This window comes from Bradyrhizobium sp. HKCCYLRH1034 (assembly GCF_051168375.1).
Classification (GTDB): Bacteria; Pseudomonadota; Alphaproteobacteria; order Rhizobiales; family Xanthobacteraceae; genus Bradyrhizobium.
The window spans coordinates 435,602-460,581 of the sequence record NZ_JBNPUW010000005.1 but is presented as its reverse complement, the minus strand read 5'-3'; the positions used below and the strand labels follow the sequence as shown (position 1 = coordinate 460,581).

Sequence of the window (24,980 nt, the reverse complement as noted above, 5' to 3'; positions counted from 1 at the left end):
AGTCGGCGGCTGACCCCGCCCAAAAGTCGCTGGCTTCCTTCGACCCGGCTCATGTAAAAGCCATTTACATGAGCTGGCGCAAGGAAGAGCGCCGCGCCGAGCGCGGCTATCATCACGGTAACCTCAAGGAGGCGCTGCTGCAGGCGGCGCTCGACCTGATCGCGCAGAAGGGGGCTGCCGGCTTCACCTTTGCCGATGCGGCCCGCATGGCCGGCGTCAGCCCGGCCGCGCCCTATCGCCACTTCCGCGACCGCGACGAACTGCTGTCGAGCATCGCCCAGCGCGGCTTCGAGCAGTTCGAGGCGCAGCTCTCGGCGGCGTGGGACGACGGCCGGCCCGACACCGTCACGGCGTTCGAGCGCGTCGGCAAGGCGTATCTCGCATTTGCCCGTTCGGAGCCTGCGTTCTATTCGGCGATGTTCGAATCCGGCGTGCCGGCGGACTCCACCGCGGGCCTGTTGGCGGCGGGTGAGCGCGCTTTCGGCGTCATTCGGGCCGCGGCGGAACGGCTGGCGGCGCTGGCGCCGCCCGGGATGCCGCGGCCGCCGGCCCTGATGATGGCGCTGCACATCTGGTCGATGGCGCATGGCATCGCCTCGCTGTTCGCGCGCGGCGATGCCGCCCGGCGCAAGCTGCCGATGTCGCCCGAGGAGCTGCTGGAGGCCGAGCTGCTGATCTATCTGCGCGGGCTCGGCTTCGCGACCGACCGCCGGCCTGCGCCGTCCTCCGCTGCCGAGCCGCCGCCGCTGCCGGACGATGACAAGCCGGCAGGGCCCTGGGGCCGCCCGAAATAAGGTTCAAAGAACGCCGAAAAATAATTCGAGCGACGCGTCAGGCGGTCGCCTTGACAAAATCCCGGGTTGAGCTAGCTATGTAAATGTTATTTACATTCACACGGCATGGCGCCGCGAATGGAGAGGGAGATGGCCTACACCGCAGATGTCAATCGTTGGCGCGGTTCGGAGGAGGAGCAGAGGTACCGGCCCCGCATGATGGAGTCGCCCTGGCATCCCGGCTGGATCGCCGTGACCGTGCTCGGCTTCATCATCTGGTGGCCGATCGGACTTGCCCTTCTCTTTTTCACACTCGGGAGCAGAAAGATGTCGTGCTGGAACGGCGGCGATCGCTGGTCGAACAAGATGGAACGGATGCAGTGGAAGATGGACCGCATGCGCGACAAGATGGAGCGCCGCGGCTTCGGCTTCGGCTTCTCGCAGCCGGCTTCGAGCGGCAACCGCGCCTTCGACGAGTACCGCATGGAGACCCTGCGGCGGCTCGAAGAGGAGCAGCAGGAGTTCCGTGACTTCCTGACCCGGCTGCGCCACGCCAAGGACAAGGAGGAGTTCGACGCGTTCATGGCCCAGCACAAGCCGCGTCCGACCCCGCCGAACGACCAGCCGCAGAGCTGATCGCCTCTCACCTGACGCCGCAGGGCTTTCAGCCCCCGCCCTGACGGCACAAGACGCCCGCCTGCGGTTCCCCCGCCGGCGGGCGTTTTGCGTTCTCCGATACCGCCCGCCTGCGGCGGCTGGCCGCTGTCCGCCGCCGGCCAAAACGGTCAAGCGGCTGATCACAAAGGCTCTATCTGGCTGGTCCGGCTGGACCTTTGACCTCGGCAATACTCCGCGGTAACCCCGCCTTAACCCCGGAGGGGGTTTGGTTAAGGGGCGCTTACGCGCGCCAAGAGCCCTTGTTTTGACACGTTGGCAGAGGAAGCAGGCCGCTTATGGCTTCGGCGGGCCTCTTAAAGCGATCAGTTCAGGGTTTTCTCGCGCAGGCGCTTTCCGCCGCGACGGCATCCGGCATGGAACGGCGGCTGCATGGTCCCGGGCATCCCGGGATGATTGGTTGAGAGGATACTGCAGATGTCTGTCGATAGCGGCGGCCTGTCCCTGATCGATCTGTTCGGCAATGCCGGCTGGGTGGTTCGGATCATCATGCTCGGCCTGATCTCCTGCTCGATCTGGGTCTGGGCGATCGCGATCGACAAGATGTTCCTGTTCTCGCGGACCCGCCGCTCGATGGACCGGTTCGAGCAAGCCTTCTGGTCCGGGGAATCCATCGAGGAGCTGTACCGGGTGCTATCGGCGAAGCCGACGCAGTCCATGGCAGCGTGCTTCGTGGCGGCGATGCGCGAGTGGAAGCGCTCGTTCGAGGGCCACGCGCGCTCCTTCGCCGGCCTGCAGATGCGCATCGAGAAGGTGATGAACGTGTCGATCGCGCGCGAGGTCGAGCGGCTGGAACGCCGTCTCCTGGTGCTCGCCACGGTCGGTTCCGCCGGCCCGTTCGTCGGTCTGTTCGGCACGGTCTGGGGCATCATGACCAGCTTCCAGGCGATCGCGGCCTCCAAGAACACCTCGCTGGCGGTGGTCGCGCCGGGCATCGCGGAGGCGCTGTTCGCCACTGCCATCGGCCTGATCGCGGCCATCCCGGCGACGATTTTCTACAACAAGTTCTCTTCGGAGGTGAACCGGCAGGCGCAGCGGTTGGAAGGCTTCGCAGATGAATTTTCGGCCATCTTGTCCCGTCAGATCGACGAGCGGGGATGAGGGCAGGTATAGTGGCATCCGGATCGTGAGTACCACAGCATGGGCATGAGCATGGGCAGCGCGTCCGGCGGCGGTGGTCGCCGCGGTCGGCGCAAGGCGGCCGTGATGGCGGAGATCAACGTCACGCCGATGGTCGACGTCATGCTGGTGCTGCTGATCATCTTCATGGTCGCGGCGCCGCTGCTCACCGTCAACATCCAGGTCGACCTGCCCCAGGCGCAAGGCGGCTCGGCCTCGACGGCCGACGCCAAGCCGCCGCTCGAGGTCACCGTGAAGAAGACCGGCGGCGGCTGCGCGTCGAAGGTGGACGTGTATCTCGGTGACTCGCCGATCGCGATCAACGAGCTTGGGCCGAAGATCAAGGCGATGAAGGAGGCGGGCGCCGGCGGCGGCGACAACGTCGTCAAGATCCGCGGCGATCGCGACGCCTGCTACTCCGACATGATGAAGGTGCTGGGCCTGGCGCGCGATGCCGGCTATCGCGCCAGCATCGTCGTGCTGCCGGATCAGGGCTCATGACGTCGAAGGACCTCATCCGGTTCGTGCGCACGCGCAAGGGGACGGTGCTGTCCGTCGCCCTGCACGTGCTCGTGCTGTGCTGGGGCCTGTTCAGCTTCTCCGCGCGCTCGATGGTGGCGCCGCCGGAGGACCTTGTGCCGGTCGACGTGATCTCGGAGGACAACAGCTCGAAGGCCAAGGCCGGCGCGCTGACGGGCAAGAAGGAATCCCAGAAGCTGCTGGCCGACAAGATCGGCGAGAAGAAGCCGACCGAGGACATCGTCGGCAAGGTCGACACCAAGCAGGTCACCGAGACCGACGCCGCGCCTGAGCCGCAGCCCAAGCCGGAGAAGCCGGTCGAGAAGAAGCCCGATCCGCCGAAGCCGGTCGAGAAGCAGCCGGATACGCCGAAGCCGGTGGCCGAGAAGAAGCCGGAGCCGCCGAAGCCCGCGCCGGCGGAGAAGCCGAAGCCGGAGGAGAAGAAGCCGGACCCGTTCAATCCGGACCAGATCGCCAGCGTGCTCAACAAGGACAAGGCGAAGCAGCCGCCGAAGCCGCAGGCCGCCGCCGCGCCGCCGGAGCCGCCCAAGCACAAGAGCGAGCGCAAGTTCGACGCTGAGAAGATGGCGAGCTTGATCAATCAGAAAGATCCGACGCGGCAGGCGGTCACGGGATCCGAGATCAATGCTAATGCGGCACTGGGCTCGGTGCGAGGAACGGCAGAGGCCAATGTCGCGAGCTGGCAGGCCGCGTTCCAGGAGGCGGTCACCCGCTGCTTCAATGCGCCCTATAGCGGCGTGGATGAAGACAAGATCTCGGTTGATCTCGATATCCAGCTACGGCCGGATGGATCGCTCTTTGCTGCTCCCGCCGTCGTCGGCATGACCGGACCGTCCCGTACCGTCAGCCTGGCCATGGCGGAAAATGCCAAGCGTGCGGTCGAGAACTGTGCGCCCTACGCGTTTCTGCCGAAGAACCGGTACAATGAGTGGAAGTTGATACCCGCGACATTCAACCTCAAAATGATGAATTCGATGCGAGGCCGAACTTGACGACACCTCCGACGCGCAAGACAGGATCCACCACGCGGCGCCAGGTTCTGCTGGGCGGAGGAGCCGCCATGGCAGCCTTGGGCGCGGGGCCCGCGTTCGCGCAACGTGTGATTATCGGCCCCGGCGAGTTCAAGCCGATCCCGATCGCGATTCCGCCCTTCGTGCCCGGCGGTGCCGGTGACGCCGATGTCGGCAACGGTATCGCACAGGTGATTACCAACAATTTCAAGCGCAGCGGGTTGTTCGCGCCGGTGGACCCGGCCGCGTTTCCCGAGCGCATCAGCAATTTCGAGGCCCCGCCGCAATTCGCGAGCTGGAAGCCGCTCGATCTGCGCGGGCTCGTCACCGGCCGCGCGACGCGGCAGCCGGACGGGCGGCTGAAGGCCGAGTTTCGGCTGTGGGACCCGAACTCGGGCCAGCAGCTCACCGGCCAGCAATATGTGACGGCGCCGGAATATTGGCGGCGCATCGCACATATCATCTCGGACCAGATCTACACCCAGATGACCGGCGAGAAGGGCTATTTCGACAGCCGCGTCGTGTTCGTCGACGAGAGCGGCCCGTCCGAGCGGCGCGTCAAGCGGCTCGCGCTGATGGATCAGGACGGGGCCAACGTCCGCTACCTCACCCGCGGCGCCGACCTCGTGCTGACGCCGCGGTTCTCGCCGTCGAGCCAGGAAATCACCTACATGGAGTTCGGGCAGGGCGACCCGAGGGTCTATCTGTTCAACATCGAGACCGGCCAGCGCGAGATCGTCGGCAACTTCCCCGGCATGTCGTTCTCGCCGCGGTTCTCGCCGGACGGCCAGCGCATCATCCTCAGCCTCCAGCAGGGTGGCAACTCCAACCTGTTCGTGATGGATCTGCGCTCGCGCACGACGACGCGGCTCACCGACACGCCGGCGATCGACACCTCGCCGTGCTACTCGCCGGACGGCAGCCAGATCTGCTTTGAAAGCGATCGCGGCGGCAAGCCGCAGATCTACGTGATGTCCTCCAGTGGCGGCGCAGCGCAGCGCATCTCGTTCGGCGAGGGCAGCTACTCGACGCCGGTGTGGTCGCCGCGTGGCGACTTCATCGCCTTCACCAAGCAGGGCGGCGGCCAATTCGCGATCGGCATCATGAAGACGGACGGCTCGGGCGAGCGCATCCTCACCGCCGGCTTCCACAACGAAGGGCCGACCTTCTCGCCCAACGGCCGCGTGCTGATGTTCTTCCGTGACCCCGGCGGCACCGCTGGTCCGTCGCTATATTCGATCGACGTCTCCGGCCGCTTCGAGCAGAAGGTGCCGACGCCGGGCTTCGCCTCGGATCCGGCCTGGTCGCCGCTGCTGTCGTGATGGAGCGAGCCTCTGGGCCCGCTCACGTCGTGGTGGACGCGACTTTTCCAGTCGCGCGATGCGTGTTTCCGTGAAATATGGAACCATTCGTTGCAGCAACCGGGTAGTGTTTGCCTAGTTATCTGAATTTTCGAGCGAATTCGTGCACATCGCGAACGCGGAAACGCTCCGCTAACGATGTTCCCTCAGAAAGACTTCACCTGCGAGCGGTAATGTTTGTGCACCGAACAGGACGCGTGCGCACGAATGCAGCTTGCCACTCAGAACGGAGAAGACGATCGAAAGTTGTCGCCTGCGATCCAGGCGGCTCTCGTCGACTCCCTCTTCCAGGATCCCGGCCCGATGTTCGCCGGCGCACTCTGCGCCGCCGTCGCCGCCGTCATGACCGCGATCAAGAGCGGCGACGTCAATCTGTGGCCGTGTGCCGCGATGCTGATCATCGCAGGGGCGTTCCGTTCGCTCGACATGCGCTACTATCGAAACCTGTGCGACAACGGCCGCCTCACGCAGGAGGCGGTCGAGCGCTGGGAGGTTCGCTACCAGATCGGCGCCATGATCTATGCGCTGGTGCTCGGCGTCTGGTGCGTGGTCGCCCTGGTCGACAACAGCGACCCGGTGGTGCACCTGATCGCGATCACGGTGACGCTCTGCTACATGTCGGCGGGCGCGGGCCGGACCTACGGGCGGCCCTGGATCTTCCACGTCCAGATCCTGCTCGCCTGCGGACCGCTCGCAGTGGCCCTCGCGATCCACGGCAGTCCTTATTACCTGGGCATGGCGGCGTTCTGCGTCCTGTTCTTCGTGTCGCTGAAACACATCTCGACCAACCTGCAGCGGATCTTCGTCCAGGCCTTCGTGGCGCGCGAAAGCGAGGCCGCACTGGCCAAGCAGTTCGATACGGCCCTGAACAACATGCCGCACGGCCTGTGCATGTTCCGCTCCGACGGGCGTCTGGCCGTGATGAACCATCGCTTCGGCCAGATGATGAGCCTTCCGGATGACATCCTGCAGCGTGGCGGCAAGGCGGCCGACATCATCAACGCCTGCGTGATTGCAGGCTCGATCTCCGCTTCGAGCGGCCGGCTGATCCTGGCCGAGATCGAGCACACCAAGACCCATAATGTCATTACCAGCGATCCCGACGTTGCGCGCGACCGGTCGCTGTCCTGGACCTTCCAGCCGATGGCCGACGGCGGCGCCGTGGTCCTGCTCGAGGACATCACCGAGCGCCGGCATGCCGAGGCGCGCATCTCGCATCTGGCGCGCTACGACGAGCTCACGACCTTGCCGAACCGCGTCAGCTTCCGCGACGAGATCGAACGGCTGCTCAGAATTCCGCAGCGGCACGGCGAATTGTCCGCGCTGCTGTTCGTCGATCTCGACCGCTTCAAGCAGGTCAACGACACGCTCGGCCACCCCTGCGGCGATCAACTGCTCTGCGCGGTCTCCGAGCGGCTGCGCGACATGCTGCGTCCGGAAGACTTCGTCGCGCGCTTCGGCGGCGACGAGTTCGTGGTGTTCCAGCGCAACATCCGCTCCAACGACGACGCGGCGATGCTGGCGCGCCGGATCGTCGACCAGCTCAGCGAGCGCTACAAGATCGACAATCACCTGGTCGAGATCGGCGCCAGTGTCGGCATCGCCATGACCGGGCCGGGGATCAGCGCCGACACCCTGCTGAAGAATGCCGACATGGCGCTGTACCGCGCCAAGGCGGAGGGACGCGGCACCTTCTGCTTCTTCCGCGATGAACTCGCCCAGACGGTGGAAGCACGCCGCATCCTCGAGCTCGACCTGCGCAAGGCGCTGGCGAACGAGGAGTTCGAGCTGTTCTACCAGCCGCTGGTCAACCTGAAGTCCGGCAAGATCTCGACCTGCGAGGCGCTGCTGCGCTGGAACCACCCGGTGCGCGGCACGGTCTCGCCGGTCGACATCATTCCCGTCGCCGAGGACATGGGCCTGATCGTCGATCTCGGCCGCTGGATCCTGCGCAAGGCCTGCCTGGAATGCATGAAATGGCCGGATGCTGTCAGCGTCGCCGTCAACTTCTCGCCGCAGCAGTTCCATCAGCGCGATGTGCTCAGTGAGGTCCGCTACGCGCTCGAAGTGTCCGGGCTGCCGCCGCATCGGCTCGAGATCGAGATCACCGAATCCTCGCTGTTGCGCAACACTCAGCTCACGCACGATGTGCTGTCGCAGCTGCACATGCTCGGGGTCCGTATTTCGCTCGATGATTTCGGCACCGGCTATTCGAGCCTCAGCTATCTGCACAACTTCCCGTTGGAGAAGGTCAAGATCGATCGCTCTTTCCTCGAAGGCATCGACAGCGATAGGCCGCTGACCCTGTTGCGCGGTGTCGCAAGATTGTCCGCCGATCTCGGCATGTCGGTGGTGGTGGAGGGCATCGAGACCAACGAGCAGCTCGAACTGGTCAGCGCCGACGGTACGGTCACCGAGGCGCAGGGCTATCTGTTCAGCCGGCCCGTCCCCGCCATCCGCATCCGGCAGCTCCTGAATGCATCGCATGGGCGCCGTTCGAGCGACGGGGCGATCGCGGCCGCCGGCGGGACACGTTCGATCGCTTGATCGCCCGACCTCCGCCTTGATGCGGAGGTGCCAGGAAAGATCGACCAGTGCTGAAGGCGGCTCTGTGCGCAGCATCCCGCCGGTCCGAGCATGTAACAACCCCACGTCGCATCGTTCGGAAACATTGCACGTGTATGGCAAGCGAATCCGTTTCGATTTGATACGCAAGTGATCCGAAGCAATCGTCCAGCGTAGCATCCAATCCCGTAAGTCACGGTTACGCCTCCGGGATTCTACGTGCCGTTAACTTTGTACCGGCGAAAGCTTTGCGTCGGCATTAACCCGCTGTTAAGCTCATACTGCTCGTAGGAGTTGTGTGAAAAGGGGTTGCGGATGAAGTCGGCGGCTAGAGTGAGTGCCGTTGCTGAGCAGAAGTCGGATGTGCTGGAGAACGTGGACTATCGACTGGCGCTGACTGCTGAAGACAAGGACGAGATCTATCGGCTGCGCTACCGCGCCTATCTGCGTGAAGGCGCCATCCTGCCGTCGCCCAGCGAACGCGTCAGCGACGAATATGACGATCTTCCCAACAGCTTCATCTTCGGCGTCTACGTCAATGGCGAGCTCTACAGCTCGATCCGCATCAGCGTGCTGAACTCGCAATGGCGCCGATCGCTGTCCTCGGACATGTTCGCCGACCTGCTGCATCCCGAGCTCGATCGCGGCAAGGTCATCATCGACCCGACACGGTTCGTCGCCGACCATGAGAAGGCGCGGCTGTTTCCGGCGCTTCCCTATGTGACCGTCCGGCTCGGCTACGTTGCCTGCGCCCATTTCAATGCGGATATCGGTCTCGCCAACGTGCGCCCCGAGCATCGTGCGTTCTACAAGAAGGTGTTCCTGCAGGAACCATGGGGTGAACCGCGGCTCTACTCCGGTCTCACCAAGCCGGTCGGCCTGGTGGCGGCGCATTATCCTTCGATCCGCGATCGCGTGTTCCAGCGCTTTCCGTTCATGCGATCGAGCGCGTTCGAGCGACGGATGCTGTTCGATCGTCCGGCGCCGGACGCCTTCACTGATTCGTTCAGGATTCACGCGGTCGCGAGGGCCGGCTGATCGTCGGCCGATATCGGGGCCAGTTCGGCCGTCCGGCCGGTTCGCACCGTGGCAGCGATGCAAAAATCAGCGAAAAAGCGCCCTGCTGCAGGCGCTGAGCGGCTTGCCTTCACCCTGGCGCCACATTTACAACCCATTAACCATCGCGGTCGCTTTTCGGGTTTCGTTAGCATTTGACGGGGTTCGGCAAGACCCCATCAAGGTTGACGGAACGTTCGCTTAACCATCGCCCTGTAGACCGGATGGCAGTCTAAGAACGTGAGCGTGGAGGCTCCGGGAATGAAATATCAGATGCGTATCCTCCAGGGATTGAAGTTGGCCGCCGTGCTGGCCGTGGCGCTGTCGATGGGCGCCTGCGCCAACAAGAATCTCACCGGGGCCGACGGGGCAATGGCCAGCGCTGCGACTCCAGGCAGCCAGCAGGATTTCGTCGTGAATGTCGGCGATCGCGTCTTCTTCGAGAGCGATCAGACCGATCTCACGCCGCAGGCGATCGCGACCTTGGAGAAGCAGGCGCAGTGGCTGCAGAGCTATCCGCGCTACTCCTTCACGATCGAGGGCCACGCCGACGAGCGCGGCACCCGCGAGTACAACATTGCGCTGGGCGCGCGGCGCGCGCAGTCGGTCCGCAACTTCCTGGCGTCGCGCGGCATCGACCAGGGCCGCATGCGCACGATCTCCTACGGCAAGGAGCGGCCGGTGGCGGTCTGTAACGACATCTCGTGCTGGTCGCAGAACCGCCGTGCGGTGACGGTCCTGAACGCCAGTTCATAAAGCTGAACGAATCCGTTGCTGATGAAGCCGGCGTCGCCCATCGACGCCGGCTTCGTCGTTTGTTGTCGGCGGGTCTCGGCCGGACTTGGTATTTTCTTCGCTTGAACGTCATTTGTATCCGTCGCATTTCTGCTTTACAGCCACGCTCACAGGCCTGTTTTCAACGTCTCGCCGATCTGGTCGTCAGGGCAGCATGTCGTTCATGTTTCTTCCACGGAGCGCCGCCGCGATCCTCGCCGCGCTCGTCATTTTCTCGTGCCAGGCATTTTCGTCGCGGGCGCTCGCCCAGACCGATGATGATGATCCCGAGATCCGGATTCAGCGGCTCGAAAATCAGCTCCGGCAACTGACCGGTCAGAACGAGGAGCTGCAATATCGCAATCGCCAGCTCGAGGAGCGGCTGCGACAACTGCAGGGCGCAGCGCCTGGCGGCGCCCCCGCGGCGCAGCCGAGCGCGGCCGCGCCGGCGCAGGCCAATCCCGCCTACGGCCAGGCTGCTCAGCCGGCCAACGGCCAGCAGCAATATGGCCAGCAGCCGTACGGCCAGCCGCAACAGGCCTATCCCCAGCAGCAGCCGGGCTACGCGCAGCCGCAGGCCGGCGCGCCGGTGCAAATCGTCCAGGAGCCCGCGGCCCCTGGCCGGGGCCGCCGCGGCGATGCGTTCGATCCGAGCCAGAATCCGACGGCTCCCGGCGCCCCGCAAGCGCTCGGCGGCGGCCAGTTGCCGATCCAGCCGGGTGGCGGCCAGCCCGCCGGCCGTCCCGCCGGCGATCCCACGACTCTCGCCAACACGGGCGGTCGCTATCCCCAGGGTGCGCCGCCGGCCGCCGCTCCCGGCGCTGGCGGACTGGAAACCGCGCCGCCGCGGCAGACGCCGCGCGACGAATACGACCTCGGCATCGGCTACATGCAGCGCCGCGACTACGCGCTGGCCGAGCAGACGATGCGCAACTTCACCCAGAAATATCCGAACGATCCGATGGTCGGCGACGCGCAATACTGGCTCGGCGAGAGCTTCTACCAGCGTCAGCAATATCGCGATGCCGCCGAGGTCTTCCTCGCCGTGACGACGAAATACGAGAAGTCGGGCAAGGCGGCGGATGCGCTGCTCCGGCTCGGCCAGTCGCTCGCCGCGCTGAAGGAGAAGGAGGCCGCCTGCGCCGCGTTCGGCGAAGTGACGCGTAAATATCCGCGCGCCTCGGCGGGCGTGAAGGCCACCGTCGATCGCGAGCAGAAGCGGGTGAAGTGCTGAACGTCCCCGGGCGAGGGGTAGCCTCTCGCCTATAATCGGCGGGGCGGGTAGGCTGCGGCGCCATGTCGAAGGCCCGTTCCGAAGCCGATCCTGCGATCTCCGCAGCCGAAGCCGAGCGCCTGTTCGCCCCGCTTTCGGGGGCGCCCGCGCTGGTGCTCGCCGTGTCGGGCGGTCCGGATTCGATGGCTCTGATGTGGCTCGCGGCGCAGTGGCGCGCGGGGCTTGCGCAGGGGCCGCGCCTTGTGGCCGTGACGGTCGACCATGCGCTGCGGCGCGAGTCCGCCCGTGAAGCCCGCATGGTGAAGGAGACCGCGCGCCGGCTGGCAATTCCACACCGGACCCTGCGCTGGAACGATGAGAAGCCGGACACTGGGATTCCCGAAGCGGCGCGCCTGGCAAGATACCGCCTGCTGGCACGCGCGGCGCGGCAGGCGGGCGCCGGACACGTCGTCACCGCCCACACCCGTGACGACCAGGCCGAGACCGTGCTGATGCGGCTCTTGCGTGGCAGCGGCATCGCGGGGCTCGCGGCGATGGCACCGCTCAGCGAGCGTGAAGGGCTGTTGCTGGCGCGGCCTCTGCTCGACGTTGCCAAGGCCAGGCTGGTGGCGACGCTGCGCTCGGCCGGCATCCCGTTCGCAGATGATCCGACCAATCAAGATCCCGCCTTCACCCGGCCGCGGCTGCGCGCCCTGATGCCGGCTCTGGCCGCCGAGGGCGGCGATGCCCGGACGCTGGCGACGCTGGCCGACCGGCTCGGACGGGCCAATGCCGCGATCGAATTGATGGTGGATGGCGCCGAACGCTATCTTGCACTGCGCGCGGCCGGGAGCAGGCCGGTGGGCGCGATTCACGGCGAGACCTTCGAGGCGCGCGCCTTTGTCGCACTTCCAGCCGAAATCAGGCTGAGGCTGCTGATGCGCGCGATCAACCGCATTGGAACCGAAGGTCCCGTGGAACTCGGCAAGGCAGAGTCGCTGCTGGCGCGGCTGGACCGGACTCTTGCGGAGATCGCAGATGGTGGTACGTCTGCTCCGGGCAGGCTAAAACAGACCCTGGCTGGTGCACTGGTAAGCATGACGAGAGAGACGATCCGCATCACGCCCGCGCCGCCGCGGCGGTCGCGCGGGATTTGAAGCGGTTCACCGCCTTCGCGGACGCTTAACCACCTGCCTTGGCGGCGCTTTCCCGCGCCATTTTTTGAGCGGGAATCGGGCTAGGATGCGATAAATAGTCCTTTCTAGTTCCCTTGGCATTGCGGCGAGTGGTACCTAGATTACGAGATGGTCGACCGGGGGATTCCCTCGTGGCTACCCAGGGATGAGTCCGAGGACTAACGGCCGCGATCCGCGCGACCACGAAGGAAAATCGATGAACGCCAATCTGCGCAATTTCGCCCTTTGGGTCATTATTGTCCTGTTGCTGTTGGCGCTGTTCACACTCTTCCAGAACCCGGGGCAACGCGCGTCGTCGACCGACATCAACTTCTCGCAGCTGTTGACCGAGGTCGATCAGGGCAATGTGCGCGACGTCGTGATCCAGGGGCCGGAGATTCACGGCACCTTCAAGAACGGCTCGTCGTTCCAGACCTACGCGCCGAGCGATCCGAACCTCGTGAAGCGCCTGTACGACGCCAAGGTCAACATCCAGGCCAAGCCGCCCGGCGACAACGTGCCGTGGTTCGTGTCGCTGCTGGTGTCGTGGCTGCCCTTCATCGCGCTGATCGGCGTCTGGATCTTCCTCTCCCGGCAGATGCAGGGCGGCGCCGGCAAGGCGATGGGCTTCGGCAAGTCGCGCGCCAAGATGCTGACCGAGGCGCATGGCCGGGTGACGTTCGAGGACGTCGCCGGCGTCGACGAGGCCAAGCAGGACCTGCAGGAGATCGTCGAATTCCTGCGCGATCCCGGCAAATTCCAGCGGCTCGGCGGCCGCATCCCGCGCGGCGTGCTGCTGGTCGGCCCTCCCGGCACCGGCAAGACGCTGATCGCGCGTGCGGTGGCCGGCGAAGCCAACGTGCCGTTCTTCACCATTTCGGGTTCTGACTTCGTCGAGATGTTCGTCGGCGTCGGCGCCAGCCGCGTCCGCGACATGTTCGAGCAGGCCAAGAAGAACGCGCCCTGCATCATCTTCATCGACGAGATCGACGCCGTTGGTCGTCATCGCGGCGCCGGTCTCGGCGGCGGCAATGACGAGCGCGAGCAGACCCTCAACCAGCTGCTGGTCGAGATGGATGGCTTCGAGGCCAATGAGGGCGTGATCCTGATCGCGGCCACCAACCGGCCCGACGTGCTCGATCCGGCGCTGATGCGTCCCGGCCGCTTCGACCGCCAGGTCGTGGTCTCGAACCCCGACATCATCGGCCGCGAGCAGATCCTCAAGGTTCACGTCCGCAAGGTGCCGCTGGCGCCGGACGTCAACCTCAAGACCATCGCCCGCGGCACCCCCGGCTTCTCCGGCGCCGACCTGATGAACCTCGTCAACGAGGCTGCTCTGACCGCCGCCCGCCGCAACAAGCGGATGGTAACGCAGTCCGAGTTCGAGGAGGCCAAGGACAAGGTGCTGATGGGCGCCGAGCGCCGCTCGATGGTCATGACCGAGGAAGAGAAGATGCTGACCGCCTATCACGAGGCGGGACATGCGATCGTCGGCCTCAACGTCCCGAGCCACGACCCGATCCACAAGGCGACCATCATTCCGCGCGGCCGCGCGCTCGGCATGGTGCAGTCGCTGCCCGAGGCCGACCGCCACTCGCATACCCGTGAGTGGTGCGTCTCGAAGCTTGCGATGATGTTCGGCGGCCGCGAGGCCGAGGTGCAGAAGTTCGGTCCGGAGAAGGTGACCAACGGCGCCACCGGCGACATCCAGCAGGCCACCAACCTCGCTCGTGCGATGGTGATGGAATGGGGCATGTCCGACAAGCTCGGCCGCGTCCGCTACCAGAGCAATGAGCAGGAGGTGTTCCTGGGTCATTCGGTGGCGCGCTCGACCAACATCTCCGACGATACCGCCCGCCTGATCGACTCCGAAATTCGCGGCCTGATCGAGGCCGGCGAGCAGGAGGCGCGCCGCATCATCACCGAGAAGCGCGACGACTGGGAAGCGATCGCCCAGGCGCTGCTCGAATACGAGACGCTGACCGGCGAGGAGATCAACGACCTCCTGAAGGGCAAGAAGCCGAACCGCGAATCGGCGATCGAGCCGTCGACGCCGCGGGCGTCGGCCGTGCCGCCGGCCGGCAAACCGCGGCCGCGACCCGATCCGGGCCTGGAGCCGCAGCCTCAGGCGTGAGCCAGGGTTGATATGCAACGGACATCCGGCGGTCAGCCCGTCTGATCCGGAAGATTAAGAGAAACGACAGGCCCGGCTTGCAGCCGGGCTTTTCGTTTGTTCGGAGTCGGGCCGGCGGCAGTTCGATTCGCGCGCGGTGGGCGCGCGTTCTGTTTGTCACGTCTTTCGTTGATGGGGTGCTGCGCCGCGGACCGCATCCAGCGGCGCCGCGCGCATTACGGCTTGTCGAACCAGGCCTTCCACTGCGGGACGGCGGTCGCGAACGTGCCGCGATGGCTGGTCGGTCCCGTCGACACCGCCTCGACCTTGCTGTTACCGGCCCCGATCGCCTGCTGGTAGGTCATCGCCAGGCGGCCGAGACCGGTCGAGATCGCCTCGTCGGTCTCACCGTAATAGTTGCGCACCGGCGTCTTGATGATCCAGCGATAGGCCTGCGTCTGCGCGACCAGGCGGCCGTAGGCCGACGCCGCGAAATACTCCGCATCGAAATAGTCGGGCTTGAGCAGCTTGTGCAGATCGGTCGGGACGTCGGCGACGTTGAAGGGCTCGCGCTCATAGGCCTTGCGCGCCACATCGTAGTAGCTGTCGCTGATCACCGAGCGCGCCAGCCCCGGCACCGCATAGTAGTTCTCGAACGCGAACGCCGACAGGATGAACAGCGAATTGACCCAGGCGGCGTCGTCCTTGCGCGGGAAGCTGAGGAAGCCGTTGAGCGCCACGGACACGTCGACAGGGGCGCTCGCGGTCGCCGCCGCCGTCACCGGCACGCCGGCGCTTTCGAGCTTCTCGAGAAAGGCCATGGTCACGAAGCCGCCTTGCGACCAGCCGGCGATGTCGAGCCTGGCGCTCGTCAGCTTCATCTGGTCGAGCACCGCGCGGCTCGCCCGCAGCATGTCGTAGGTGGCCTGCTGATGGCTGGCCTTCACCATGTAGCCTTCTGGCTCGGTCGAGATGCCCATCCCGAAATAGTCGGCGCCGATCAGCAGATAGCCTTGTCCTGCGAACTGCGCGATCATCAGCTGGGTCTCGGGCGACTGCTCCGGAAACGACGGCACCTCCTGCTTCCCGTACACCGTGCCGTGCTGATAGGACACCATCGGCAGGCTGGTCTCGCCGGTCTCGGGCACCGCGAGCAGGCCGCTCGCCGTGATCGGCTTGTTGCCGCGCTCGGGGATGACGGACGCATAGGTGACGCGATAGAGCCGGACGGCGTTGCGGGCCGGGGTGTAGGTCACCGAAACGCCCGCGAATTTCGACGTGTCGACGGTGAGGATGGTGTTCAGCCGGGCGACGTCCCAGCGGGCCAGATATTCATAGCTGACGTCGGAGGAGACATGGGTAGGACCCTTGTCCTGGGCGCGGCTGGTTACCGGCCAGATCATGCAAACGAGCAGGGCGATGAGAGCGCGATAAACGAACATGGGATCTCCCCGGCCTGCCGCCGTTGGTTGCATTCGGACCCCTGCGATACAGATTACGAGTAAACAATCGGTGCGGCGCCCGTGGTCGCGCGCCGTTGCCCGCGCTTAAGCCTTCTTCAAGCGTCCGCGCCTATGTCTCGATCGGGAATGCATCCATGCAGCGCGGGGCGAGGTCCAGATGGCCGACAATCCTGATGCCGCCGCCGCGATCCCATCGCAGCGTCGTGACGTTCCGCTCGGCCTGTTCGCGGCCTGCTTTGCGCTCGCCTGCATCAACGCCTCCTTCTTCCCGGCCGGACTGTGGTCGGGCACCTGGATCTGGGACCAGGCCGGGCTCGGCATTCCCACGGACTTCGTCAATGTCTGGGCGGCCGGCAAGCTCGCGCTGCAGGGACATCCGGCCCTGGCCTGGGACTGGGACGTGCAGCGCCAGGTCGAGCTCGCTCTGCTGCGGCAGGATTTTCCGGGCTACTTCGCCTGGCACTACCCGCCGCCATTCCTGTTCGTCGCGGCGTTCCTGGCGCAGTTTCCCTACACGCTCGCCTTTGTCGGCTGGGTCTATGCCAGCTTCGTTCCCTATGCGCTCGCGATGCGCGCGATCGTCGGCCGCGGCTTCGGCTTGCTGCTCGCAGCCGGCTTTCCGGCCCTGTTCTCGAACGCGCTGGTCGGGCAGAACGGATGCCTCACCGCCGCGCTCGTCGGCGGCACACTCTATCTGCTGCCGGTGCGGCCGGTGCTGGCGGGGATCTGTCTCGGCCTGCTGACCTACAAGCCGCAATATGGCCTGCTCTTCCCGATCGTGCTGATCGCCACCCAGCGCTGGACAGCCTTCATCTCTGCGAGCGTCACCGCCATCGTGCTGGCGCTGCTGTCATGGCTCGCCTTCGGGTTGGAGAGTTGGCAGGCCTTCTTCCATTGGCTGCCGATGTTCTCGCAGGCGTTCCTGACCGAGGGCAAGGCGACCTGGTGGAAGCTGCAGAGTCTGTTTTCGCTGGTGCGCTATTTCGGCGGCTCGGAAGCGCTCGGCTGGACCTTCCAATGGGTGCTGACCGCGGCCGTTGCGGTCGTGCTGGTGATGCTGTGGCGCAGCCCTGTGCGCTATGCTCTGAAGGCGGCCGCGCTGGCCGTCGGACTGCTGCTGACGACGCCTTATCTGTTCATGTACGACATGATGGTTCAGGCCATCGCCGTGGCGTGGCTGGTGCGGATCGGCCTCGCCGAGGGCTTTCGCCGCTACGAGCTGCCCGCGCTCGGCGGCATCGCGGCGCTTCAGATCACGTTCATGCTGTCCGGGATTCCGCTTGGGCTCGCCGCCAATCTGATCATGGCCGGCTTGGTGCTGGCGCGCGCCGGCTCGTGGTGGCGTCGGCGGCCGGTGCCCGCCGGCATGGCGCTCGCGCACGCCTGACGTATCGATCACGCGGCACAGGGTCATGATTTCTCTTGTCTTATCGCGTGAACAAGTGTTCAGTTCTTCCCAGCCATTTGTGAGGTCGATCCTCCAAAAACACTGAACCAGCGTTCGCCGGGTGCCCTGGACGAGCGCGTCCGGGACGAGAAACGCCATGGTCTATCGGCGAACCCATCAGGTCGTGAAGCGGCTGGCGGCCCGCCGCAGTGCGATTCTGGCAGCCGCGCGCGAAACCGCCGCGGAAGGCGGCATGTCGGCCGTCCAGATCGCCCCGGTGGCGATCCGGGCCAATGTCGCAGCCGGCACCGTCTATCGCTACTTTCCTTCCAAGGCCGATCTGATCTCGGAGCTGATCGCGGAAGTCTCGCGCGACGAGCTCGCTGCCGTGCGGCGCGCCGCCGATGCGGCGCCTGGGCCGTCCTCAGCCCTGGCTGCCGCGGTTTCCACGGTGGCTGTGCACATCCTGTCGCAGCGCAAGCTCGCCTGGGGCATCTTGGCCGAGCCGGTCGACGTCGACGTGACGGCGCCACGGATCGCGAGCCGCCGCGAGATCGTCGGCGAGATCGCCTCGCGGATCGACGCGGCCGTCCGTGCCGGCCACCTTCCGGCGCAGGACACCCAGTTGGCCGCGACCGCGCTGCTCGGCGCGCTGCACGAGGCGCTGGTGGGGCCGCTGGCGACCGAGAATCCCGACGACCCTGCCAAACTCCGTGACACGGTTCAGGCGGTCACCCTGCTGGCGCTGCGCGCGGTCGGCGTCATGGATGCGCGTGCGCGCGGTCTCGTCGTGCAGGCCGTGCTGCCGGTCAGGAGCCTGGTCGGCGCGTAGTCCGCGTCACCCATGCCTGTCGGGCAAGGCCGCGCTTAAGCAAGGATTCACCCGTCGCGGCGATGGTGGGGGCTGGCGCGCCGCGAGAAGGCCGCCCTTGCCTCACTCCAGGTGCCTCCTCGGACGATGTCGATTGCACGCAACCCTCTGGCGACGCGCCTCGTCATCGCCGGATCGGCCGCCGCCGGCGCCGTCTATGCGTATCTCGCCGGCGAGGATATCAACTGGGACTGGCAGAACTATCACGACTATGCCGGCTTCGCGCTGCTGCACGGCCGCTTCGATGTCGATGTGGCGCCCGGCGGCTTTCAGAGCTTCCTCAATCCGCTGATCTACCTGCTGCCTTACGCGGTCCGCCACGGGCTCGAGGCGCCGTGGTGGGGCGTCGCGCTGGGCGCGCTGCACGGCCTCAATCTCGCGCTGGTCTATTGGGTCGCGCGCGTGCTGCTCGGGCGCGCGGCTGACGCGTTCACGCTCGGCGCCGCGCTCATCATCGCCGCCCTCAGTCCGATGGCGCTGTCCGAGGTCGGCACCAGCTTCGCCGACATTCTGACGACCATTCCGATCCTCGCCGGCATCGCGCTGATCTTCGGGGAGGACGATGAGCGCGGCCGCCGTTTCGTCGCCGCGGGCCTGCTGATCGGCGCGGCCACGGGATTGAAGCTCACCAATGCGACGTTTCTGGTCGGAGCGGGCGTGTCGCTGCTGCTGGTGGCGCGGCCGTGGCGCGCGATCGTCGCGTTCGGGGCCGGCAGTGCGGCCGGCGCGATCGTGACCGCGGGGCCGTGGGCGCTGAAGATGGCGCGCGACTACGGCAGCCCGCTGTTTCCGTTCTACAACACGATCTTCCGTTCGCCCGAAGCGCCGCAGGCCTCGATCGTCGATACGCGCTTCATGCCGCAGGGACTGCTCGATGCGCTCGCCTATCCATTCTATTGGGTGATCGGCAAGCATCCCTCGTCGGAATGGCCGTTCCGCGATCCGCGCTTCGCCATCGTCATCGTGCTGCTCGTCGCGCTGATCGTCACCGGCCTGTGGCGGCGGCGCGAGGTGCTGCCGCTGCGCGAGCGTCGCCTCCTGATCTTCTTCTGGCTCAGCTACGTCCTGTGGATGCTGGCCTTCTCGATCCAACGCTATCTGATGCCGCTCGAGCTGTTGTCGGCGCCGCTGATCGTCCTGCTGCTCATCCGCCTGATCGATTCCTGGCAGGCGGGCTCTGGCCTGGACGTGTCACCGTCGCGGCGGATGACGCAAGCCGTCACGGTGATGGCCGCGCTCGGCATCGCGCTGGCGTCGCAGCCGACCGACTGGATGCGGCGGTCGTGGTCGGACCCCTATCGGCCGCAGCTCGCGGCCAACCTGCAGCGTCCGGCGACATTCCTGCTGCTGCAGAAGCCGCTCGGCTACGTCACGTCGTTCCTGCCACAGGGCTCGCGCGTCTATCAGTTGTCCGAGCTCGTGGTGCCGATCGTGCCTAGCGGCGTGCTTGACCGCCGGGTTCGCAACGGCCTGGCCAACCCGCTGCCGGGAGGCGTATGGGCGCTGTATCTGTCCAGAAGCCCGGCCGACAACCCGCCGCGGCTCGAGGTGCTCGCCGACTACGACCTCCAGATCGATGCGTCGCGTGGCTGCGAGCGCATTCCTGGCGCCGCCGGCATTGCCATCGAGGCCTGTCCGGTGCTCGCGCGGCTCAAGCCCCCGTCCACGGCCGGATTGGGCGCGATCGATACGACCCAATAGGTCGTCTCAGATATGGGCGTCGCTCGACGGCCCGACATAGGCGATCCGCACCATGTTCGTGGTGCCGGGCGTGCCGAGCGGCACGCCCGCGACGATGATGACGCGCTGTCCGGCGCGGACGAAGCCGTCGCGGAAGGCAATCGAGCCGGCGCGCTCGACCATGTCGTCCTGGTCGCGCGCGTCCTCGGCCACCACGCAGTGCACGCCCCAGACGACCGACAAGCGGCGCCCGGTCGCCAGGTTGGGCGTGATCGCGACCACCGGCGGCTTCGGCCGCTCGCGCGCGACACGGATGGCGGTGGAGCCTGACGAGGTCCAGCAGATGATGGTGGGTAGATCGAGATTCTCCGCAATCCGCCGCGCGGCTTCGGCGATGGCGTCGCCCGCCGTCGATTCCGGCTCCGGCCGTTGAGCCGCGATCACGGAGCGGTAGACCACGTCGCGCTCGACCTCCTCGCCGATGCGGTTCATGGTCGACACCGCCTCTACCGGATATTTGCCGGCGGCCGACTCGGCCGACAGCATGATGGCGTCGGCGCCTTCATAGACGGCGGTGGCGACGTCGGAGACCTCGGCGCGGGTCGGCACCGGCGACTGGATCATCGATTCCAGCATCTGCGTCGCCACCACCACCGGCTTGCCGGCGCGGCGCGCCAGCCGGGTCATCTGCTTCTGCAGTCCGGGCACGCGCTCCAGCGGCAGCTCGACGCCGAGATCGCCGCGCGCCACCATCAAGGCATCGGAGACATCGACGATGTCGTTGAGCCGGTCGATCGCCTGCGGCTTCTCGATCTTGGACATCACCGCGGCGCGGCCGCGGATGATCTTCTTGGCTTCCAGCACGTCGTCCGCGCGCTGCACGAAGGACAGCGCGATCCAGTCGATGCCGACGTTCAAGGCTGCATCGAGGTCGGCGCGGTCCTTCGGCGTCATCGCCGAGACCGGCAGGTCGGTGTCCGGCAGGCTCACGCCCTTGCGGTCGGACATCCTGCCGCCGATCACGACCCGGGTGACGGCGCGGGTCGGCGAGGTCTCCTCGGCGATCAGCCGCACCTTGCCGTCATCCAGCAGCAGCGCATGTCCCGGCTGCAGGGCGGCCAGGATTTCCGGATGCGGCAGGTGGACCCGCGTCACATCGCCCGGCGTCTTGTCCGAATCGAGCACGAAGCTCTGGCCGTTGTTGAGCTGAACCGGGCCCTCGGCGAAGGTGCCGAGCCTGAGCTTCGGGCCCTGGAGGTCGACCAGAATGCCGATCGGGCGGCCGTAGCTCGCCTCCACGCTGCGGATCGTGGCCACCAGCTCCCGCAACTTGTCGTGCGAGGTGTGGCTCATGTTGATCCTGAAGATGTCGGCTCCGGCCTCGAACAGCTTGCGAATCATCGTGCTGTCCGAGGAGGCGGGACCGAGCGTGGCGAGGATCTTGATGCGTCGCAGCCGCCTCATGGCTTGGGTGCTTGCCCTGGCGGCAGGGCCGGCGCGGCCGCCGGCGGCGTGCCCTGCGGCCCATTCGGCAGGCCGGGGACGTTGCCTCCGGGCCCGAGCGTGCCCGGGATACCCGGAACGCGCTGCTGCGCCGGCTGCTCATTGGCCTCCGTGAGCTGCACGGTCCAGGCGCGCTGGTCGCCGGTGTCGACCTCGAAGAAGCCGGTGCGGTCGAAGCCTCGGGCCAGGCAATTGTCGGTGCCCTTGATGGTGAATTCCTTGTCACGCGAGCACATGAAGGCCTGTCCCGACCATTCACCGCCGCGGTCATAGTCCAGCGCATAGATGTAATAATAGCGCGCCACCAGCGTGCCCTTGAGCAGCGTCTCGCAGCTGCGTGACGACACGTTCCACCAGCCTTCCGTGGTCCAGCCTTCGGCGTCCTTGTAGCCGAGGGCGATCCCGACCCGGCTGGAGGTGTTGTTGCAGAGCCGAAAATCGGCGGCCGCCGGGGACGACCACAGGCAGAGCGCGGCCAACCCAAGCAGCGAAAGCAGTCCGTAACCGGGGCGGAAGGGATTGCGATGCAAGAGAGAGGAGATTTTCGGGATCATTGCGCGACGCTATATCAACCGTTGAACGATGTCGCTGGGCTTGGCTGCGGCCATCAACGCCATGACGATCTCGTGCGAAGCCGCTGCGATCCAGCGCCTCGCTCCTCCTGACGGTGCTGCGATATGGCCAAATCTGCGACGAAGCCTCATTATATAGCAGACATCCGTCACGGCGCGGAACAGGGAACAAAGAGATGACGATGGACAGCACCACCCGGACCGAGCTCGAAGCCGCCGCCTTTCGCCGGCTCGTCGAGCATCTGCGGACCAGAACCGACGTTCAGAACATCGATCTGATGAACCTGGCAGGCTTCTGCCGCAACTGCCTCTCCAACTGGCTGAAGGACGCCGCCGACGCCCAGGGGGCGCCAATGACCAGGGACGAGAGCCGCGAGGCGGTCTATGGCATGCCCTACGAGCAATGGAAGGGGAAGTACCAGCGCGAGGCGAGCGCCGAGCAGCACGAAGCGTTCAAGAAGGCGCATCCGGGCCACTGAATCCGGAAGGAGCGCGCAGGAGACGCGCTGTGTTGCCCTGCGCGCGCGAGTCCAGACTTGGCAGGGGCTTCGAACGGCGAATCGGGTGCTGCGCGCGATGGCGACGAAACACAAGTGGCGCGGGCGGCTTGCGCGGGCTTGACGCTGCGCAGGCCAACAAGATGTGGGCGCTCTGTGGATGAGGTCGATGTCGCCTTGACGCAGGGCACGCCAGATTTGAGGGTCGCGGCGAACACGCAGCGCCCTTTGGCGCCTTCCTTGGACACAGAGTTCCACTCAGGAGTATCAGATGGCCACCTCCGCCGCCGCGAAGGACGACGACTCGCCCGCGACCCGCTTTGCCGTAGACCAGCTCAAGTCGATCATCGAGCGGATCGAGCGTCTCGAGGAGGAGAAGAAGGCGATCTCCGAAGACATCAAGGACGTCTACGCCGAGAGCAAGGGCAATGGCTTCGACGTCAAGGCGCTGCGCACGATCATCCGGCTGCGCAAGCAGGACCCGAACGAGCGCCAGGAAGAGGAAAGCATCCTCGAGACCTATATGCAGGCGCTCGGGATGATCTGAGCAGCCGGCCTCGCTCACCAGCAGGAGACCTCCGCCGGCCCCTGACGGGGCATTCGCTTTCTCGCGATTCGGCTCGGCGCGCCGGCGGCATGCGCGTGCTGCGGCGATCGACGCCGCACTCCAAACGCGTCAATGCTGAGGAGAACGACGAAGCCGGCCGCCTCGGCGTCAGCGCAAGGCTGCGGCGCGCATGGCGAAGGATTTGGTTTCGAGCTTGATGATCGCCGGCCCTGTGAACTGGTCATAGCTCAGTCCCGGCGTCGGCTCGGCGGCGAAGCTCATCGTCAGCGCGACCTGCGGCTTGACGAAATAGCTGCGCATCACGGTGAGGTCGACCTCGCCCATTTTCGTCACGGACATCGATGACGATGCGCTCGGCGTCAGCATGATGGCCCGCATCCAGGTCGAATCGGGGCCCTTGGCCGCGGAGATTCGCGTCGCCATCGTGATGGCGCCGTCCTGACCTTGCCCGTTCTTCGCGGCCACCGGGGCGGGCTCCGGCGCCGGCGTGACGCTGCGGGTCGCCGGGCGGGAGTTTCGCACCGGGATGGCGGTCGTGGAGGCGGCATTGGCGCGATCGAGCGGAGAGGAGGCCGGGGGCGCGAAGGCCATGGCCTGCATCAGGCTCGCCGTCTGTTGCTGATCGATCGACGACAGCGCACGGCGCGCCGTGATCGCGGCAACCTGCTCGGGGGTTGCCTGCTTCGGCGTCCCAGGATTGTCACCCCAGAAGCCGCGCGAATTGATGATGTCGGCGACGCTCTGCGGCGCGCCGTCCCTGGATTTGCTGCCGACAGCGCCCGTCGTTTCGGACTTCGTCTCGGGCCTGGTCGCCACGGGCTGAGCGGCAGATTGCGCATCCGCGGAGGCCAACTGCAGCGCATTGGCGATCTTGCCACGCGCGGTGGCGGCTTTGCTGTCCACCGCTCGCTCGGCGGTCCGGCTGTCCTTGTCGGAGCTCTTGTCAGCCGGCTTGGCGGCGAGTGCCGCGGTTTGGACCGGTTTGGCGTCGGCCTTGCTCTCGCTCTCGCCAGACTCGTCGTCATCCTCGCTCGGACGACCGCGGAACAGCCGTGCAAACAGGTTGGGGCGGCTGGACGACGCGTCATCGCCATTGCCGCGTTTCTCGATCTCGGCCTTCGCCAGCTCATAGCCCTTGAGCGGAACGCCGTTGCTCGGCACGTGAACGGTCTTTCCGTCCGGGAAGACGCGGGCAAGCTGGTCAGCCGTCATCCGCGGCCAGTGCCGGATGTTGCCGGTGTCGAGGTGCACGAAAGGCGAGCCGGAGGTCGGATAGAAGCCGACACCGCCGCGCTGCAGGCGCAGGCCGGCGAAGCGGATCTGCTCCAGCGGCACATTGGGAATGTAGAAATCCATCGCGTGGCCCAGCATGTGCTGGCTGTGCCGCGCCACACCGGAATGCGCCGAGCGACGGCGCAGCATCGAATTGGTGGCGGGCGACCGGTACGACGAGATGATCTGGATCGGCTGCTTGGCGTCGACGTCGCGATAGACTTCCCAGAGGATGTCGAACAGGCGGCGGTCCATGACCGTCTCGTCCTGGGTACGCCAGTCGCGGAGGAAGTGATTGAGCTTCTTCAGCGCGTCTTCGTCATAGCGGCCCTCGCGCTTGAAGGTGACCGTCAGGTCCTCGCCGGAATGGGTGTGGTGGAAGGAGAGGGTGTGGGTTTCATTCAGCGCCGCTGCGTCATGCACCGAGCCGGCGCCGATGAGCAGCAGCAGCGCCGCCAGCCCGCATTGGCATCCAGCCTTCCAACCCGCCCTCGTGAGCGAAACAGATTGGCGCGCGAAAACAGACAGCAAGATGCAGCCCACCCCGTCGACGAGCGTTTACTCGATTACCCTCTTGCGGCCCGTCCGGCGGAAGAGAGAGGAAACGCTTACCTAAGGCGGGATGGTTAAGGGATACTGACCGGCCCGCCCCCCAATTACCCTTAACATATACTCTTGAGTGTGGCGAAAAAGAGCCATCGAATCTTGGTTGATCCTTGTGGTTAACCTAAAGCAAAGGCCCCGCCGATCGGCGAGGCCTTTGATCTCCAAACGGAAATTGTGACCGTGATTG

At 66.0% G+C, this 24,980-nt stretch carries 21 protein-coding genes; 17 read left to right on the top strand and 4 right to left on the bottom strand.

All coding sequences use genetic code 11. The features are described 5' to 3' along the window. The first annotated feature begins 68 nt into the window (after positions 1-68). From ACQR0W_RS14955 to ftsH, 12 genes are all read left to right on the top strand, one after another. A complete protein-coding gene (locus ACQR0W_RS14955; RefSeq protein ID WP_316187058.1) occupies positions 69-794 on the top strand; it encodes a TetR/AcrR family transcriptional regulator in 726 nt (241 codons plus the stop codon). 129 nt (positions 795-923) lie between these two features. After that, positions 924-1,409: a DUF2852 domain-containing protein gene (locus ACQR0W_RS14950; RefSeq protein ID WP_315717585.1), complete on the top strand. Its 486-nt coding sequence runs from the start codon at positions 924-926 to the stop codon at positions 1,407-1,409. 456 nt (positions 1,410-1,865) lie between these two features. After that, the gene (tolQ, locus tag ACQR0W_RS14945) at positions 1,866-2,549 is read left to right on the top strand and encodes a protein TolQ (protein ID WP_315717584.1); all 684 of its coding nucleotides are present in this window, start codon (positions 1,866-1,868) and stop codon (positions 2,547-2,549) included. Between the two features lie 39 nt (positions 2,550-2,588). Beyond that, positions 2,589-3,068, top strand: coding sequence for an ExbD/TolR family protein (locus ACQR0W_RS14940; RefSeq protein ID WP_315717583.1), 480 nt, complete (start codon positions 2,589-2,591; stop codon positions 3,066-3,068). Then, a complete protein-coding gene (locus tag ACQR0W_RS14935; protein ID WP_315717582.1) occupies positions 3,065-4,099 on the top strand; it encodes a protein TolA in 1,035 nt (344 codons plus the stop codon). The genes ACQR0W_RS14940 and ACQR0W_RS14935 overlap by 4 nt, the downstream gene beginning before the upstream one ends. Before the next feature lie 68 nt (positions 4,100-4,167). After that, positions 4,168-5,439, top strand: a complete 1,272-nt coding sequence (gene tolB / locus ACQR0W_RS14930) for a Tol-Pal system beta propeller repeat protein TolB (RefSeq protein WP_315717581.1) — start codon at positions 4,168-4,170, stop codon at positions 5,437-5,439. A 246-nt stretch (positions 5,440-5,685) separates the two neighbouring features. Next, positions 5,686-8,025: a putative bifunctional diguanylate cyclase/phosphodiesterase gene (locus tag ACQR0W_RS14925; protein WP_315717580.1), complete on the top strand. Its 2,340-nt coding sequence runs from the start codon at positions 5,686-5,688 to the stop codon at positions 8,023-8,025. A 333-nt stretch (positions 8,026-8,358) separates the two neighbouring features. Beyond that, positions 8,359-9,081, top strand: coding sequence for an N-acyl amino acid synthase FeeM domain-containing protein (locus ACQR0W_RS14920; RefSeq protein WP_315717579.1), 723 nt, complete (start codon positions 8,359-8,361; stop codon positions 9,079-9,081). A gap of 279 nt (positions 9,082-9,360) precedes the next feature. Next, positions 9,361-9,855: a peptidoglycan-associated lipoprotein Pal gene (pal, locus tag ACQR0W_RS14915; protein WP_172133860.1), complete on the top strand. Its 495-nt coding sequence runs from the start codon at positions 9,361-9,363 to the stop codon at positions 9,853-9,855. A 202-nt stretch (positions 9,856-10,057) separates the two neighbouring features. After that, on the top strand, positions 10,058-11,107 hold the full coding sequence (gene ybgF / locus ACQR0W_RS14910; protein ID WP_315717578.1) for a tol-pal system protein YbgF: 1,050 nt from the start codon (positions 10,058-10,060) through the stop codon (positions 11,105-11,107). Between the two features lie 62 nt (positions 11,108-11,169). Then, entirely contained in the window at positions 11,170-12,243 is a 1,074-nt protein-coding gene (tilS, locus tag ACQR0W_RS14905) for a tRNA lysidine(34) synthetase TilS (RefSeq protein ID WP_315717577.1), read from the top strand. Positions 12,244-12,478: 235 nt separating this feature from the next. Then, positions 12,479-14,395 (top strand): ATP-dependent zinc metalloprotease FtsH, encoded by a 1,917-nt coding sequence (ftsH, locus tag ACQR0W_RS14900; protein ID WP_315717576.1) that lies wholly within the window; start codon positions 12,479-12,481, stop codon positions 14,393-14,395. Between the two features lie 215 nt (positions 14,396-14,610). Here ftsH and ACQR0W_RS14895 read toward each other — a convergent pair whose 3' ends face one another. Beyond that, positions 14,611-15,816, bottom strand: coding sequence for an alpha/beta hydrolase family protein (locus tag ACQR0W_RS14895; protein ID WP_316187059.1), 1,206 nt, complete (start codon positions 15,814-15,816; stop codon positions 14,611-14,613). Positions 15,817-15,994: 178 nt separating this feature from the next. Between ACQR0W_RS14895 and ACQR0W_RS14890 the strand changes: the two genes are divergently transcribed. The 3 genes from ACQR0W_RS14890 to ACQR0W_RS14880 all read left to right on the top strand — a co-directional run bounded on the left by ACQR0W_RS14890 (position 15,995) and on the right by ACQR0W_RS14880 (position 19,796). Beyond that, positions 15,995-17,224, top strand: coding sequence for a glycosyltransferase family 87 protein (locus ACQR0W_RS14890; RefSeq protein ID WP_316187060.1), 1,230 nt, complete (start codon positions 15,995-15,997; stop codon positions 17,222-17,224). Between the two features lie 157 nt (positions 17,225-17,381). Then, complete coding sequence (locus ACQR0W_RS14885; RefSeq protein ID WP_316187061.1) at positions 17,382-18,056, top strand: TetR/AcrR family transcriptional regulator; 675 nt, start codon at positions 17,382-17,384, stop codon at positions 18,054-18,056. 126 nt (positions 18,057-18,182) lie between these two features. Then, positions 18,183-19,796 (top strand): glycosyltransferase family 87 protein, encoded by a 1,614-nt coding sequence (locus tag ACQR0W_RS14880; RefSeq protein ID WP_316187062.1) that lies wholly within the window; start codon positions 18,183-18,185, stop codon positions 19,794-19,796. Positions 19,797-19,802: 6 nt separating this feature from the next. On the opposite strand, the gene pyk is transcribed toward ACQR0W_RS14880, so the two are convergent. Beyond that, entirely contained in the window at positions 19,803-21,239 is a 1,437-nt protein-coding gene (gene pyk / locus ACQR0W_RS14875) for a pyruvate kinase (RefSeq protein ID WP_316187063.1), read from the bottom strand. Next, positions 21,236-21,832: a DUF1036 domain-containing protein gene (locus ACQR0W_RS14870; RefSeq protein ID WP_315717570.1), complete on the bottom strand. Its 597-nt coding sequence runs from the start codon at positions 21,830-21,832 to the stop codon at positions 21,236-21,238. The genes pyk and ACQR0W_RS14870 overlap by 4 nt, the downstream gene beginning before the upstream one ends. A 194-nt stretch (positions 21,833-22,026) precedes the next feature. On the opposite strand from ACQR0W_RS14870, the gene ACQR0W_RS14865 reads away from it, so the two are divergent. Both ACQR0W_RS14865 and ACQR0W_RS14860 read left to right on the top strand, forming a co-directional pair. Then, on the top strand, positions 22,027-22,329 hold the full coding sequence (locus ACQR0W_RS14865) for a DUF1244 domain-containing protein (protein ID WP_316187064.1): 303 nt from the start codon (positions 22,027-22,029) through the stop codon (positions 22,327-22,329). Positions 22,330-22,618: 289 nt separating this feature from the next. Next, the gene (locus tag ACQR0W_RS14860; protein ID WP_008961835.1) at positions 22,619-22,894 is read left to right on the top strand and encodes a DUF2312 domain-containing protein; all 276 of its coding nucleotides are present in this window, start codon (positions 22,619-22,621) and stop codon (positions 22,892-22,894) included. 168 nt (positions 22,895-23,062) lie between these two features. On the opposite strand, the gene ACQR0W_RS14855 is transcribed toward ACQR0W_RS14860, so the two are convergent. Continuing rightward, positions 23,063-24,718 (bottom strand): DUF882 domain-containing protein, encoded by a 1,656-nt coding sequence (locus ACQR0W_RS14855; RefSeq protein WP_315826702.1) that lies wholly within the window; start codon positions 24,716-24,718, stop codon positions 23,063-23,065. Positions 24,719-24,980: the final 262 nt, after the last annotated feature.